Raw genomic sequence first — 12,867 nt, 5'->3', positions numbered from 1 at the left:
TTCGGGTTACCGTCGGAGCGAAAGAAGGAACAGCCAGCGTCGTTCTTCAGCGTTCGGCGTCGGCGGAAGCGGGAAGCGGTCCCAGTCGACCGGATTGCAGGCGGCAGGTGGCGTGGCCGAGGCGCGGAACAGGGCGTGCACCTCCAGCGCGTACAGCGCGTTGCCCATGCCGCCCTTGAGTCCCGGTCCTGTCTCGGTGGCCAGCCACTCGACATACGCTTTGCGGGTGCCCCTCTGGAACGGGATGCGTGCGGTCACGTCGAACGGTGACGGCACCGTTCGATCCAGCGCGTATTGCACGGCAGGCGAAGGATCGGCCCAGTAGCCGTTCGGCCAGTCGTAGTAGGCGGCTTCAACCGGCATGCCGGAGCAGGGCAGGAACGCCGAGGTTTCGAACCCCGAAACGTAGAAGCCCGCGAGGGCGCGGAGGCGCCGGTGTCCGGCGGGTTCCGTGCAGTCGGCGATGACCCGGATCACCGCTTCCGCGCGTCCGTTCCGGATCACGAAAGGTGCCGTCCCGATGCGATGGCCTTCCATCCCGGCGATGCGCGTGGGGCAGCGCACCTCGATCCGCTCGCCCGGGTAGGGCATCGGCCGGCGTTCTTCGTGGTGCCCGCGGGCGTCGGTGTGGCCGCGCCCGACCGCGACCCCTGCGACCGGCGTTCCGGTCCGTGCATCCCGCACATCGACGCTGAGCAGAAGGTCACGCGCCCAACCCTCTGCGTCGGCATGATCCACGTCGGCGGTGCCCGCGGCGTTCTCGATCTCGCTTTCGGAATCTGCCGACGTCGTCGCCCCAGAGGGTGCATTGCTGTCGTCGCGGGTCGTGACGGTGTCGGTTGATCGCGCTGCGCCCGCGTTCGTCGCTTCGGCATCACGATGTCCGTTCGACGGGCCGCAACCCGCAGCGGACGCGATCAGCAGACAGAGGACGATTGGCGCGAAGCGCATCGGGCGACGGGTAGACTGGGCGACCGCGCCACTCTGCCACACGCCATGGGCCCGCAACGCATCGTCTGCCTGACCGAGGAACCGACCGAGGTGCTGTACGCGCTCGGCGAGCAGCACCGCATCGTCGGCATCAGCGGCTTCACCGTGCGGCCGGCGCGGGCGCGCAAGGAGAAGCCCAAGGTCAGTGCGTTCACGTCGGCGAAGATCGACGAGATCCTGCGGCTGGCACCGGATTTCGTGGTCGGTTTCTCCGACATCCAGGCCGACATCGCGTCGGCGCTGATCAGGCACGGCGTCGAGGTGTGGATCAGCAACCATCGCGGCGTCGACGGCATCCTCGACTACGCGCGCCGGCTCGGTGCGCTGGTCGGTGTCGCCGAACGCGCGAACGCCTATGCCGACGACCTGCGCCGCGGGCTCGACGCCATCGCCGCACAGGCCGCGACGCTGCCGCGGCGGCCGAAGGTCTACTTCGAGGAATGGGACGAGCCGCAGATCACCGGCATCCGCTGGGTGTCGGAACTGGTCGCGATCGCCGGCGGCGACGACGTGTTTCCCGAGCGCGCCGCGTCGTCGCTGGCGAAGGGGCGCATCCTCGAAGATCCCGAAGAGGTGATCCGGCGCGCGCCGGACCTGATCCTCGGCTCGTGGTGCGGCAAGAAATTCCGCCCGGAGAAGGTCGCGGCGCGGCCCGGCTGGCAGGCGATCCCGGCGGTGCGCGACGGCGAACTGCACGAGATCAAGTCGCCGATCATCCTGCAGCCCGGCCCCGCCGCGCTCACCGACGGCGTGCGCGAGATCGCGAAGATCGTGCAAGCGTGGGCGGCGCGCAACGCACGCTGAATCTTCGCTTTTGCAGGGGCGACGTGAGTCGCGACCTGAAAACGCGTTGGGTCGCGACTCACGTCGCTCCTGCAAAAAGCCGAACGCGACGCGGGCCTTACTCCGCCGCGATCTCCCGCGTCAGTGTCAGCGTCGCCACCTGCTTGCCGTCGCGCGCGACCTTGACGTCGAAGGTCAGCGTGTCCGGCGGCGTGACCTTGAACGTGCCGACGTGGTCGACGAGGACCTGTCCCGGGCTCGACCCGGGGTCGCCGGTCCGGACCTCGCGCAGCGGCAGTGGTGCCGGCGTGCCGGACAACGTGCGCGCGGTGACCGACACGTCCGCAGGCACCGCGACGTCCTGGCCGTCGGGGCCCTGACGCACGGAGACGATCAGCAGCACGGTGTCGTCGGCGCGGGGGATGCCGTACTGCTTCGCCATCGCCTCGCCGAGATGCCTGGTCGACACCGCGTTGGCGCGGACCGTGAGGTCGCCGACGCGGGCGACGGCGTCCTGCACGGCGTCGAGCTGGCGGGCCGGACGGGGTTTGTCGCCGCCGCCGCAGGCAACGAGGGCGGTGAGGGCAAGGCAGCACAGGGTGAGCGTGGGCAGACGCATGAAGGCTCCGGATGCGGAAGGCGATCGTCGCAGGGGATTCAGACTGCCGCTTCGATCGAAGGCAGTGCCAGCCGCGCCTTGGTCAGCGCCATGCCGAGGTTCGCCACCCGGCGGCAGACGAGCACCAGCACGTAGTCCGAATGCAGTTTGCCGCGCAGGAAGAGATGGATCAGGTTCTCGCTGTTGACGATGATTTCCTGGAAATAGTGGGCGTTGTCGTCCGGCGGCAGGCCGCGCGACTGGCGGAACAACTTCTCGATCATCGACACGTTCGGGCCCTGGTACAGGTCCGCGGTGGCGGCGGCGACGAGGTCGAGCACTTCCCGCGGATGCGAGTCGATGGTCTTGACGGACAGCAGCATGCCGGAGGCGATGTCGACGTAGCCTCCGGCCAGACATTCGGGCACGGAGGCGATGGCTTGTTGGAGGGCGGTGTCGAGTTGGCTCATGTGAGGGTTCCTGGTCGTAGTGATTGCGTGAAGGGATCGGGGGACGGGGCTGGGCGCGGCGTGCGCCCGGGGAATCATTTCGCCCGGATGAGCAGATTCGTTTCCAGTTCGTGCAGCAGGTCTTCCTGCACCTGGGACTGGACGAAGCCGGGGTCGATCCGGCGCAGGCGACGCAGGGCCTCGTCGGCGGTGAGCCCTTCGCGGATCAGCCACGCGCAGAGCACGGTGCCGGTCCGGCCGAGGCCGGCCAGGCAGTGCACGGCCAGGACCTCGCCGTCGCGCATGAACGCGTCCATCTTGGCCAGCAGGAGCTTCGTCCACAGCAGTGGCGGCGCGTGGCGGTCCTCGATCCGCAGGGCATAGCTCCGGAGATCGAACTCGGCGAGCGCGTCTTCCGGTACGCCGCGCTCGGTCAGATTGATCAACAGGGTGACTCCCATCTTGCGCAGCAGCGCGAGGTCGTGCCGCAGTGGGATCACCACGCCGGGCATCGGGCAGCCGGCAAGGCGTCCGGGAATCAGCCAGTGAAAGCCATGTGGTCCGCGGCTGTCCTCAGGCGCGTCGGCGCGTGGGCCGATGTCCGAATGGCAGGGCAGGATCGTGTCGGTGCCGGATGCCGGCGTCCGCATATCCTGCGGGGACGGGCCGACGATCACCGCTGCGGCAGGCGGGGTGGGGGTCGGTTGCGGCGGGGCGGGCTCCGGCGGCGGCGTGACGGCCATGGCGGCCTGCGGCAGCGGTGGCGGCAGGCAGGCGTCGTCGGCCAGATCGTCCCGTTTCGCGTCCGGCGCGGGAACGGCGCAACTGCCGGTCCGCAGGAACTGGGCCAGGACCGGGTGCCGGGACGTGTTGGCGAAAAACGCCGCCGCGGTCGTGGCGATCTGGACCCGTCCGCCCGCCATCAGGACCGCCCAGTCCGCAATCTCGCGGGCATGGCGCTGGTTGTGCGTGGTCACCAGACACGCATGCCGTTGCCCCAGTCGCTGGATCAGGCGCAGTACACGGCGGGCATCCTCGTCGCCCAGGCCGTGCGTCGGTTCATCCATGAGCAGGAGGGCAGCGCCGGTCAAAGAGGCGCGCAGCAGGCTGACCAGACGGATGGCGGCCGCAGGCAACTCGGCCACGCAGGCGTCCAGGCGGGGACGCAGGTCGCCCAGCCCGTGCGTGTCCAGCGCATCCCCGGCGATCTGCCGGAGGTCGGCCGGCGTCGCGTCGGGATGCGCCATGCGCAGGCTCGCGGACAGGCTTTCCACCAGTTTCACGCTGAGATCGCGCGCCTGCTGGTGCACGAGCGCGGGTCCGACCCGGACCTGGTCCAGCGGAAGGCCGAGATAATGGATTTCGCCCCACTGGCGCATGCGACTGGAGGCGGGCAGGCGCGCCAGCCTGTGCAGCAACGTGGACTTTCCCGTGCCACCGGGCCCGAGGAGTGTCGTGATGCCGGGGCCGCGAATATCGAGGTCGATGTCCGCCAGCACGACGCGCGGGCCGAAGGCGATGCCGAAATGCGTCGTCCGGAGAATGCACTCCGTGAATGACATTTCAGCTGCAGCATCCACTGCATGCACGATCCCTGCGCTTGTCTGTCCTGCCGACCTTCCCTCGTGGTTCGGGTTCTGGGTCATGTTTGCAGGCCTCGCTGTGGATCGTGCGATAAAAGGGAAACTGCCTTGTTCTTCGATTGGATGGGGGATGCTGAAGACTACCCTGAATGGGCATGCTTAAGGTGTGACGGCGCTCCGGGTGCATGGATATTCCCGGGTCGATGCAGAAAATCGAAGTGCGACTTTCCGCTATATGGGGGCGTCGTTGGCGGTTGACAACTGGCGGCCGCGTTCGGTGGCGTTGCGGATGGCGTCGGCGACCAGCGCGCGGAAGCCACCGGCCTCGAAGGTCTCGATCGCGGCCTGGGTGGTGCCGCCCGGCGAGGTGACGCGGCGGCGCAGTTCGCCCGCCGGTTCGCCCGATTCGGTCAGCATCCGCGCGGCACCGAGCACCGTCTCCAGCACCAGCGTGCGCGCGGCCTCGGCCGGCAGGCCTTCGGCCTCGGCCGCAGCCTGCATGGCCTCGGCCAGCAGGAACACGTAGGCGGGGCCGCTGCCGGAGGTGGCGGTCACCGCGTCCATCTTCGCCTCGTCGTCGATCCAGACCGTCTTGCCGGCGCTGGCGAGCAGGTTGGCGGCCCGTTCGCGGCCATTGGCGTCCACTTCGGCGCTGGCGAACAGGCCGGTGACGCCGGCGCCGAGCAGGGCCGGGGTGTTGGGCATGGCGCGGACCACTTCGATCTCGTTGCCTAGCCAGCGCTTCAGCTGTCCGGTGGTGATACCGGCCGCGATGGAGACCACCAGCGGGCGCTGCCAGTCGGCCAACTCGGCCAAGGCTGTGCAGACCTCGCGCATCACCTGCGGCTTCAACGCCAGCAGCCAGATCTGCCGGTCCACTGCCGCTGCCTCGGCACCGGCATGCACGGCGACTCCGAAATCCTGTGCCAGCGCTTCGCGGAGCGCCTCGACAGGCTCGGCCACGTGCAGGTCGGCAGGAGGCGTGCCGCGGGCGATCAGGCCGCCGATCAGGCTGCGGGCCATGTTGCCGCCGCCGATGAAGGCGATGGGAGAAGCGGAGGTCATGCGGGCTCCGGGGCAGGGGCGGCGGGGGTATCGGTCGTGGGTTTGGGGGGCCGTGCGCCGAACAGGGCGCTGCCGACGCGGACCATGGTCGCGCCCTCGGCGATGGCGAGGGCGTAGTCCTCGCTCATGCCCATCGACAGCGTGTCGACGCCGGGATGGCGGACGGCGAGGGCGTCGAACAGCGTGCGCATGCGCCGGAACGCGGTGCGACGGCGGTCCATGTCCGGATCGGGGGCGGGGATCGCCATCAGCCCGCGCAGGGCCAGTTGCGGGTGCGCGGCGATGGCGTCGGCGAGGGTGTCGACGTCTTCGGGCCGGCAGCCATGCTTGCTGGCCTCGTCGTCGATGTTCACCTGGATCAGCACGTTCAGCGGCCGCTGACCGGGTGCGCGATGCTTCGCCAGCGCGTCGACCAACTTCTCGCGATCGACGGTCTGCACCCAGTCGAACGCGGCCGCGGCGTCCCTGGCCTTGTTCGACTGCAGGTGGCCGATGAGGTGCCACTCGATGCCCAGCCCGGCCAGCGCATGCTGCTTCTCCAGCGCCTCCTGCACGTAGTTCTCGCCGAACGCCAGCGGGCCGGCGGACGGGCGCGCGCGCAGGGCCGCTGCCACGCGGGCGACGGCGTCGGCGGACTGGGTCTTGCTGACGGCCAGCAGCCGCGCCGGCGTGCGGCCGGCGGAAGCGGCGGCCATGCCGGCGAGGAGGGCGTCGAGCGCAGGGTGCGGCAGGGGATCGGACATGGCGGGCGGCGGTGGCTGCGACGACGGTCGCGGAACGTTGCGGACGCCGTGCAGTGTACGGCGAAGCCGCTGCCGCGGCCCGGTCGCGACACCAGTCGCAAACGGGAAGGGCGGGGCTATACTCCGGCGCACACCCGGGTCCACGACCCGCACGACATCGCAACGCGGGGAGCACGCATGGATATCGCCGAACTGTTGGCGTTCTCGGTCAAGAACAAGGCATCGGACCTGCACCTGTCCGCCGGCCTGCCGCCGATGATCCGGGTCGACGGCGACGTGCGCCGGATCAACATCCCGGCGCTGGACCACAAGCAGGTCCACGCGCTGGTCTACGACATCATGTCGGACAAGCAGCGCCGCGACTTCGAGGAATTCCTCGAGTGCGACTTCTCGTTCGAGATCCCCGGGCTGGCCCGTTTCCGCGTCAACGCCTTCAACCAGAACCGCGGCGCCGGCGCCGTGTTCCGGACGATTCCCTCCGAAGTGCTGACCCTCGAGGACCTGTCCACGCCGCCGATCTTCCGCGAACTGATGGACCAGCCGCAGGGCCTGATCCTGGTGACCGGCCCGACCGGTTCGGGCAAGTCGACCACGCTGGCGGCGATGATCGACTACATCAACAAGAGCGAATACGCGCACATCCTCACCGTCGAGGACCCGATCGAATTCGTGCACACCTCGCAGAAGTGCCTGATCAACCAGCGCGAGGTCCACCGCGACACCCACGGCTTCAACGAGGCGCTGCGCTCGGCGCTGCGCGAAGACCCCGACTACATCCTCGTCGGCGAGTTGCGCGACCTCGAGACCATCCGCCTGGCGCTGACCGCCGCGGAAACCGGCCACCTCGTGTTCGGCACCCTGCACACCAGCTCGGCGGCGAAGACCATCGACCGCATCATCGACGTGTTCCCCGCCGGCGAGAAGCCGATGGTGCGTTCGATGCTGTCCGAATCGTTGCGCGCGGTGATCTCGCAGGCGCTGCTGAAGAAGGTCGGCGGCGGCCGCACCGCGGCGTGGGAGATCATGGTCGGCACCCCCGCCATCCGCAACCTGATCCGCGAGGACAAGGTCGCGCAGATGTATTCGTCGATCCAGACCGGCCAGAACTTCGGCATGATGACCCTCGACCAGCACCTGCAGGACCTGGTCAAGCGCAGCCTCATCACCCGCCAGCAGGCCAAGAGCTACGCCAAGGACAAGCGCCTGTTCGAATGACGTCCGCCCCCGCGTGACGCCGAACGACGAGTCCAAGCCCCGGAGCACCCCATGAGCACCATCGACTTCACCTCCTTCCTCAAGCTGATGGCGCACCAGAAGGCGTCGGACCTGTTCATCACCGCGGGCATGCCGCCGGCGATGAAGGTCCACGGCAAGATCCAGCCGATCACCCAGAACGCGCTGACGCCGCAGCAGAGCCGCGATCTGGTGCTGAACGTGATGACCCCGGCGCAGCGCGAGGAGTTCGAGAAGACGCACGAGTGCAACTTCGCGATCGGCGTCTCCGGCGTGGGCCGCTTCCGCGTGAGCTGCTTCTACCAGCGCAACCAGGTCGGCATGGTGCTGCGCCGCATCGAGTCCAAGATCCCGACGGTCGAGGAACTGGCGCTGCCGCCGATCATCAAGACGCTGGCGATGACCAAACGCGGCATCATCATCTTCGTCGGCGCCACCGGTACGGGTAAGTCGACCTCGCTGGCGGCGATGATCGGCTACCGCAACCAGAACTCGACCGGCCACATCATCACGATCGAGGACCCGATCGAATTCGTGCACAAGCACGAGGGCTGCATCATCACCCAGCGCGAGATCGGCATCGACACCGACAGCTGGGAGAACGCGCTGAAGAACACCCTGCGCCAGGCGCCGGACGTGATCATGATCGGCGAGGTGCGCACCCGCGAGGGCATGGACTACGCCATCGCCTTCGCCGAGACCGGCCATCTGGTGCTGTGCACGCTGCACGCCAACAACGCCAACCAGGCGATGGACCGCATCATCAACTTCTTCCCCGAGGACCGCCGCAGCCAGCTGCTGATGGACCTCTCGCTGAACATGAAGGGCGTGGTCGCGCAGCAACTTATCCCGACCCCCGACGGCAAGGGCCGCAAGGTCGCGATGGAGATCCTGCTCGGCACGCCGCTGGTGCAGGACTACATCCGCGAGGGCGAGATCCACAAGCTGAAGGAGGTCATGAAGGAGTCGACCAACCTCGGCATGAAGACCTTCGACCAGGCGTTGTTCGAGCTGTACCAGGCCGGCGAGATCACCTACGAGGACGCCCTGCGCTACGCCGACTCGCAGAACGAAGTGCGCCTGAAGATCAAGCTTGCCCAGGGCGGCGACGCCCGCACCCTGGCCGCTGGCCTGGATGGCGTGGAGGTCGCGGAAGTGCGTTGATCCCGGTCGCCGGGCGGGGTATCCCTGCCCGGCGCCGTTCGTCGGGGTGGCTGGTGCGCCGCCGCGGAGGTGTGTTAAACATTGCACTGCGTCACGCTGCCCGAGGGGCGGTCGCGTCGCCTACAACCTAGATCTTTCGTATCCATTTCGGTGTTGTCATGGCTGATACGAGACTGCAGGCAGTGGCCACTGCCGATACATGCCGGGCGGCATTCCGTCCTGGCCCGGAAACGATTCCCGCGCCCATGTGCACGGGCGATCTCTCGTTCCCTTCCTGCCGGCATCCGGCAGCATGACTTCCTTCCCGATTTCCAGTCGCGCCCGGCCGATGCGTTGCGCGTCCCGTTCGCTTGGGCGCCTGTTCGCGTGGCTGGCGTTTTGCCGTGGACCGTCGGATGCTCGTGGCCCGTTCCTTGCCCGGAAGTCGATTCTCGCCATGAATGCATCAAGCCATACCCGCCCCCGCGCGCAACTCCTGCTCGTCGTCGGCATGTCTGCCCTCGTTGCGTTGTCGGGTTGCCGTGAAAGCAGCACACCTGCGGCCGACACCGGTACGAAAGCCCCGTCAGCGCAGGACGTTCCGGTCGACGGCAATCCGTCCGTGCCGACAAGCGGAATCTCTCCGCCAACTGCCGAAGTGAACACGGTGAATCCCCCCGAGACGACGGCCGACACGGCCCACGACACCACGGCAGGCGCCATGATCAAGCAATCGTGCGGGAATGCTGAGTTTTCCCTGTCCGTTGATGCCGTTGGGGATGAGAGCGCCAAGCGCACCACGTTGCAGCGTCACGCGGCGGATGGCCAGTCGATGCGGATTGCCGTTCCGGAGGCGCTGCACGATTACACGGCAGTGGGGCTGGGATGCGCCGTGTCGCCGGCGGATGGGAAGTCGTATCTCGTCGTCCAGTACGGCCAGTTGCCCGAAGGCTGTGCCTACTGCGAGTGGTTCCACTTGTATGACACCGACGGCAACGTGTTGACGAAGAACACGCAAGCCATCCTGGTCGACGGGACGCAGCCGCAGGGCAGCCAGGAATATCCAGACAACGAAAGCTACGACGCGTTGCTGAAGAAGCTCCAGATCACGCATCCAGACATTCAATACGTCGAATAACACGTCCAACCGCAGGCGCGGGCCGGAATGCTCGCCGTTGACCAAGGAAATGCGCATGTCGAACGAAATCTACGAATCGATGATCCAGCCCAAGGGGGCTGCATATCGCGACAGCCAGATCAAGTCGTACAGCCACTATCGCGAACCCATCGACCATGGCAATGGCCGTCTCGCCGGGAATTCGCGGGTGTGGGGCGATGCGAGTCCGGAAGTCCAGTCCCGTGTCATCGACGAACTGATTCGTTCCTCGAAAGAGGCTGGCCTGACGCAGCGGCAGACCGCCCAGGTGCTGGCGATCGCACGCGTCGAATCGGGCTTCAATCCGGATGCCGCCGCGGGGACCACCTCTGCATCGGGCCTCGGGCAATTCATCGACAAGACCGGCAATCACTACGGGCTCAATGGCAGCAATCGCTTCGATGTCGGCAAGCAGGCGGATGCGTTGGTCGCGCACTATGTCGACAACATGAAGCTTGCGAAGTCCCGCGGCCAGGGGGAGGAATACATCTACAAGTACCACCATGATGGTCCGACGAGTGATTACGGCGGCCTGGGGCTCTCCCGCAGCAAGGTGATGCCCTACGTCGACCAGTACGAGCAGTTCGTCAAGCAGCATTGGGACCAGCAGGTTGGCCAGCGGCAGAGTCCCAATGCCACCGCCCCCGAGTCCAGGCCCGAACCGCAGCAGCCGGCCCAGAACGCGAACGCCGTCCACTGGCCCGCGCCCGGCAACCACAAGATCAACGTCGCGGACAAGGCCGGCGAAGGTCGCGGCGAGTTCGGTACGCCGCGCGGTGACCACACGCACGGCGGCATCGACATCCAGGGCAAGGTCGGCGACCGGATCGAGCCGTTCCGTCCGGGCACGGTCGTCGCCGTCCATCACTGGAGCGGCGATCCGAAGAGCGATCGGGCCGGCAACTACGTCGTGGTCGACCACGGGAATGGCGTCACCTCGACGTACATGCACCTGGACAAGATCAGCGTGGAGAAGGGCCAGCACGTCGGCGTGGACACGCAGATCGGCACGATGGGTCGCACCGGCAACACGCCGCGCGAAGGCGATACCCACCTGCACTTCGAGATCAAGAAGGACGGCGTGCGCGTCGATCCCATGCCGATCCTCAACGGTGCCCGCCAGCTCGACGGCGCCGCGACCAGGACCGAGGCGCGCACGGAGCTGAAGCAGCACGACAAGGGGGCCGACGTCGAGCACCTGCAGAACCGCCTCAACGCCCTGGGCTACACCGACGCCGCGGGCAACAAGCTGGTGCCCGACAAGGATTTCGGCAACCGCACGCGGGAAGCGGTGGAGCAGTTCCAGCGCGAGAACGGACTCAAGCCGACGGGCGTGGCCGACAAGGAGACGCTGCGCCTCGTCGACAAGGGCATGACCCGGCATGCGGCCGCCGACGGCCAGTTGCAGCCGGGCGAGAAGGGGCCCGACGTGCGCGGGCTGCAGGAGAACCTCAACCAGCTGAAGATGACCGGCACCGACGGCAAGCCGCTGAAGGTCGACGGCGACTACGGCGACAGCACCCGCGAAGCCGTGCGCAAGTACCAGCAGGCGAATGGACTGCCGGAGACGGGCACGGCCGATCGCGCGACGCTGGAGAAGCTCGGCAGCCAGGTCAAGTTCGAGCCGAAGGTCACCGCCGAAGGCCACGTCACCGCCCCGGTCGCCGACCAGGGGCAGAAGACCGCGCCGACGCCGCCCGCCGCCACGGCCGACAAACCTGCCGACAAGCCCGCTCCCGCCTCCGCCGACAAGCCGCCGACGGACGCGGGCCAGCCGCAGCGCAGCGCCGAGACCGAGCGTCCGTCGATCGCCGATCCGAAGCACCCCGACCATCGGCTGTACGAGCAGGCGATGGCGAACCTGCAGCAACTCGGCCCCAGCGGCGGTTTCAAGTCGCAGGACGAGCTGACGAAGGCCGCTGCCGCCGTTGCGGCCGATGCCAAGGCGAGCGGGCTGAGTTCGATCGACCACGTCGCGAAGACCAACACGCCGAACGGGCAATCGCTGCTGATCGCGGTGGAAGGCAATCCGACCAATCCGGCGTCGAAGAACTCCTACATCGACTACACGCAGGCGACGACGCAGACGGTGGACCAGAGCTCGCGCATGGCCGAGGCGACGCGCACGCAGCAGCAGGCGAACCCGCAGGAAGTGCCGTCGCAGCAGCAGGCGCCGGAGAACCGGGTCGCGGCGGGCGCGCGCTGAGCGATCCCGCGGGCGCCGGTTCGTGCGATGTTTGCCCGACACCGGCGCCGGACCGGCGCTCCCGCCCACGTTGCCCTTTCGATGGACGCACCATGATTTCCAGGAACCCTTCCCGATCCCCTCGCACCGCGACTTTCACGCTGCTCGCGCTGGCGCTGTGTGGCGCCCTCGCGGCCTGCGAGCGTGCGGCCACGCCCGCACCCGACGCCACGCCGGCGCCGACGCCCGCACCTGCGCCTGCGGCCGCGACGCCGTCCGAGGCGGTGCCCGCCCCGCCGGCGACCGCGCCTGAAGCGGCCCCGCCTCCGGCGCAGGCCGTTTCGGCCGCGCGGGGCGTGTTGCAGGCGTTCGCCGGCGATGCGCCCGCCTGGGACGCCTTCGCGGGCGTTGCCGGCGTGACCTGGTCGGATGCCGAACCGGTCGCCGCGCCCGGCGCGCTCGGCTTCGAGGACGCGCGTTCGCGCAGCGGCAAGATCGCCTGGGTCGACACCGATCCGCCGCCGGGCGGGCTGCCGCCGGAAACCGAGGCCGGCGTGACCCTGATCGGTCGCGATGCGGTCGAGATGGCGGCGTTCCGCAAGGCCGCGCCGTCGATCGACTACGAAGCGTCGATCCGCGCCCAGCTCGGCGCCGACGTGCAGGTCACCCGCATCGCCGACCGCTGCGCGCGCATGCCCGGCACTTCGCGTCCCGACCGCCGCGACACCGCCTTCTTCGAAGTGCGCCTCGGCACCGGCGCGCCGCTGTACATGGAAGGCAAGGCCGACAAGGACGGCGGCAACACCGGCCCCGGCAGCACCACCTACGAATTCACCCGCACGCGCCCGGACGCGCGCATCCACGAAATGGGCTGCGTCGCGTCCTGACGCCGCCCGGCGCCGCTTTTCCAGACGAGCAGAAGCCGTCACGACAGGGGAG

At 68.3% G+C, this 12,867-nt stretch carries 12 protein-coding genes; 6 read left to right on the top strand and 6 right to left on the bottom strand.

Annotated features, from left to right (window positions below):
* Positions 1 to 6: 6 nt before the first annotated feature.
* The gene (locus ACT53R_RS04530) at positions 7 to 1,068 is read right to left on the bottom strand and encodes a hypothetical protein (protein ID WP_476170740.1); all 1,062 of its coding nucleotides are present in this window, start codon (positions 1,066 to 1,068) and stop codon (positions 7 to 9) included.
* Here ACT53R_RS04530 and ACT53R_RS04525 point away from each other — a divergent pair.
* On the top strand, positions 997 to 1,794 hold the full coding sequence (locus tag ACT53R_RS04525; protein WP_476170643.1) for a cobalamin-binding protein: 798 nt from the start codon (positions 997 to 999) through the stop codon (positions 1,792 to 1,794). The genes ACT53R_RS04530 and ACT53R_RS04525 overlap by 72 nt on opposite strands.
* A gap of 97 nt (positions 1,795 to 1,891) precedes the next feature.
* Here ACT53R_RS04525 and ACT53R_RS04520 read toward each other — a convergent pair whose 3' ends face one another.
* The 5 genes from ACT53R_RS04520 to ACT53R_RS04500 all read right to left on the bottom strand — a co-directional run bounded on the left by ACT53R_RS04520 (position 1,892) and on the right by ACT53R_RS04500 (position 6,211).
* On the bottom strand, positions 1,892 to 2,392 hold the full coding sequence (locus ACT53R_RS04520; protein WP_476170642.1) for a DUF4426 domain-containing protein: 501 nt from the start codon (positions 2,390 to 2,392) through the stop codon (positions 1,892 to 1,894).
* Between the two features lie 38 nt (positions 2,393 to 2,430).
* Positions 2,431 to 2,841 (bottom strand): hypothetical protein, encoded by a 411-nt coding sequence (locus ACT53R_RS04515; protein ID WP_476170641.1) that lies wholly within the window; start codon positions 2,839 to 2,841, stop codon positions 2,431 to 2,433.
* A 74-nt stretch (positions 2,842 to 2,915) separates the two neighbouring features.
* On the bottom strand, positions 2,916 to 4,466 hold the full coding sequence (locus ACT53R_RS04510) for a phosphatase domain-containing putative toxin (RefSeq protein ID WP_476170640.1): 1,551 nt from the start codon (positions 4,464 to 4,466) through the stop codon (positions 2,916 to 2,918).
* A 168-nt stretch (positions 4,467 to 4,634) separates the two neighbouring features.
* On the bottom strand, positions 4,635 to 5,468 hold the full coding sequence (gene proC / locus ACT53R_RS04505; protein ID WP_476170639.1) for a pyrroline-5-carboxylate reductase: 834 nt from the start codon (positions 5,466 to 5,468) through the stop codon (positions 4,635 to 4,637).
* On the bottom strand, positions 5,465 to 6,211 hold the full coding sequence (locus tag ACT53R_RS04500; protein WP_476170638.1) for a YggS family pyridoxal phosphate-dependent enzyme: 747 nt from the start codon (positions 6,209 to 6,211) through the stop codon (positions 5,465 to 5,467). The genes proC and ACT53R_RS04500 overlap by 4 nt, the downstream gene beginning before the upstream one ends.
* 177 nt (positions 6,212 to 6,388) lie before the next feature.
* On the opposite strand from ACT53R_RS04500, the gene ACT53R_RS04495 reads away from it, so the two are divergent.
* The 5 genes from ACT53R_RS04495 (at position 6,389) to ACT53R_RS04475 (ending at position 12,815) form a co-directional block, all read left to right on the top strand.
* Positions 6,389 to 7,426 carry a type IV pilus twitching motility protein PilT gene (locus ACT53R_RS04495; RefSeq protein WP_476170637.1) on the top strand — a complete coding sequence of 346 codons (1,038 nt, stop codon included), beginning with the start codon at positions 6,389 to 6,391 and terminating at the stop codon, positions 7,424 to 7,426.
* 51 nt (positions 7,427 to 7,477) lie between these two features.
* Positions 7,478 to 8,608: a PilT/PilU family type 4a pilus ATPase gene (locus ACT53R_RS04490; protein ID WP_476170636.1), complete on the top strand. Its 1,131-nt coding sequence runs from the start codon at positions 7,478 to 7,480 to the stop codon at positions 8,606 to 8,608.
* A 292-nt stretch (positions 8,609 to 8,900) separates the two neighbouring features.
* Positions 8,901 to 9,725: a hypothetical protein gene (locus ACT53R_RS04485; RefSeq protein WP_476170635.1), complete on the top strand. Its 825-nt coding sequence runs from the start codon at positions 8,901 to 8,903 to the stop codon at positions 9,723 to 9,725.
* 55 nt (positions 9,726 to 9,780) lie between these two features.
* Positions 9,781 to 11,949, top strand: a complete 2,169-nt coding sequence (locus ACT53R_RS04480; protein WP_476170634.1) for a peptidoglycan-binding protein — start codon at positions 9,781 to 9,783, stop codon at positions 11,947 to 11,949.
* A 92-nt stretch (positions 11,950 to 12,041) separates the two neighbouring features.
* A complete protein-coding gene (locus tag ACT53R_RS04475) occupies positions 12,042 to 12,815 on the top strand; it encodes a hypothetical protein (RefSeq protein WP_476170633.1) in 774 nt (257 codons plus the stop codon).
* Positions 12,816 to 12,867 lie beyond the last annotated feature (52 nt).

This window comes from Lysobacter sp. DMC104, assembly GCF_056313665.1.
The sequence above is the reverse complement of the archived record's forward strand: the minus strand, read 5'-3'. Positions and strand labels throughout refer to the sequence as shown.

Coding starts and splice junctions, on each gene's coding strand:
- ACT53R_RS04525 (WP_476170643.1), top strand. CDS start 997: ATGGGCCCGCAACGCATCGTCTGCCTGACCGAGGAACCGACCGAGGTG.
- ACT53R_RS04520 (WP_476170642.1), bottom strand. CDS start 2,392: ATGCGTCTGCCCACGCTCACCCTGTGCTGCCTTGCCCTCACCGCCCTC.
- ACT53R_RS04515 (WP_476170641.1), bottom strand. CDS start 2,841: ATGAGCCAACTCGACACCGCCCTCCAACAAGCCATCGCCTCCGTGCCC.
- ACT53R_RS04510 (WP_476170640.1), bottom strand. CDS start 4,466: ATGACCCAGAACCCGAACCACGAGGGAAGGTCGGCAGGACAGACAAGC.
- proC (WP_476170639.1), bottom strand. CDS start 5,468: ATGACCTCCGCTTCTCCCATCGCCTTCATCGGCGGCGGCAACATGGCC.
- ACT53R_RS04500 (WP_476170638.1), bottom strand. CDS start 6,211: ATGTCCGATCCCCTGCCGCACCCTGCGCTCGACGCCCTCCTCGCCGGC.
- ACT53R_RS04495 (WP_476170637.1), top strand. CDS start 6,389: ATGGATATCGCCGAACTGTTGGCGTTCTCGGTCAAGAACAAGGCATCG.
- ACT53R_RS04490 (WP_476170636.1), top strand. CDS start 7,478: ATGAGCACCATCGACTTCACCTCCTTCCTCAAGCTGATGGCGCACCAG.
- ACT53R_RS04485 (WP_476170635.1), top strand. CDS start 8,901: ATGACTTCCTTCCCGATTTCCAGTCGCGCCCGGCCGATGCGTTGCGCG.
- ACT53R_RS04480 (WP_476170634.1), top strand. CDS start 9,781: ATGTCGAACGAAATCTACGAATCGATGATCCAGCCCAAGGGGGCTGCA.
- ACT53R_RS04475 (WP_476170633.1), top strand. CDS start 12,042: ATGATTTCCAGGAACCCTTCCCGATCCCCTCGCACCGCGACTTTCACG.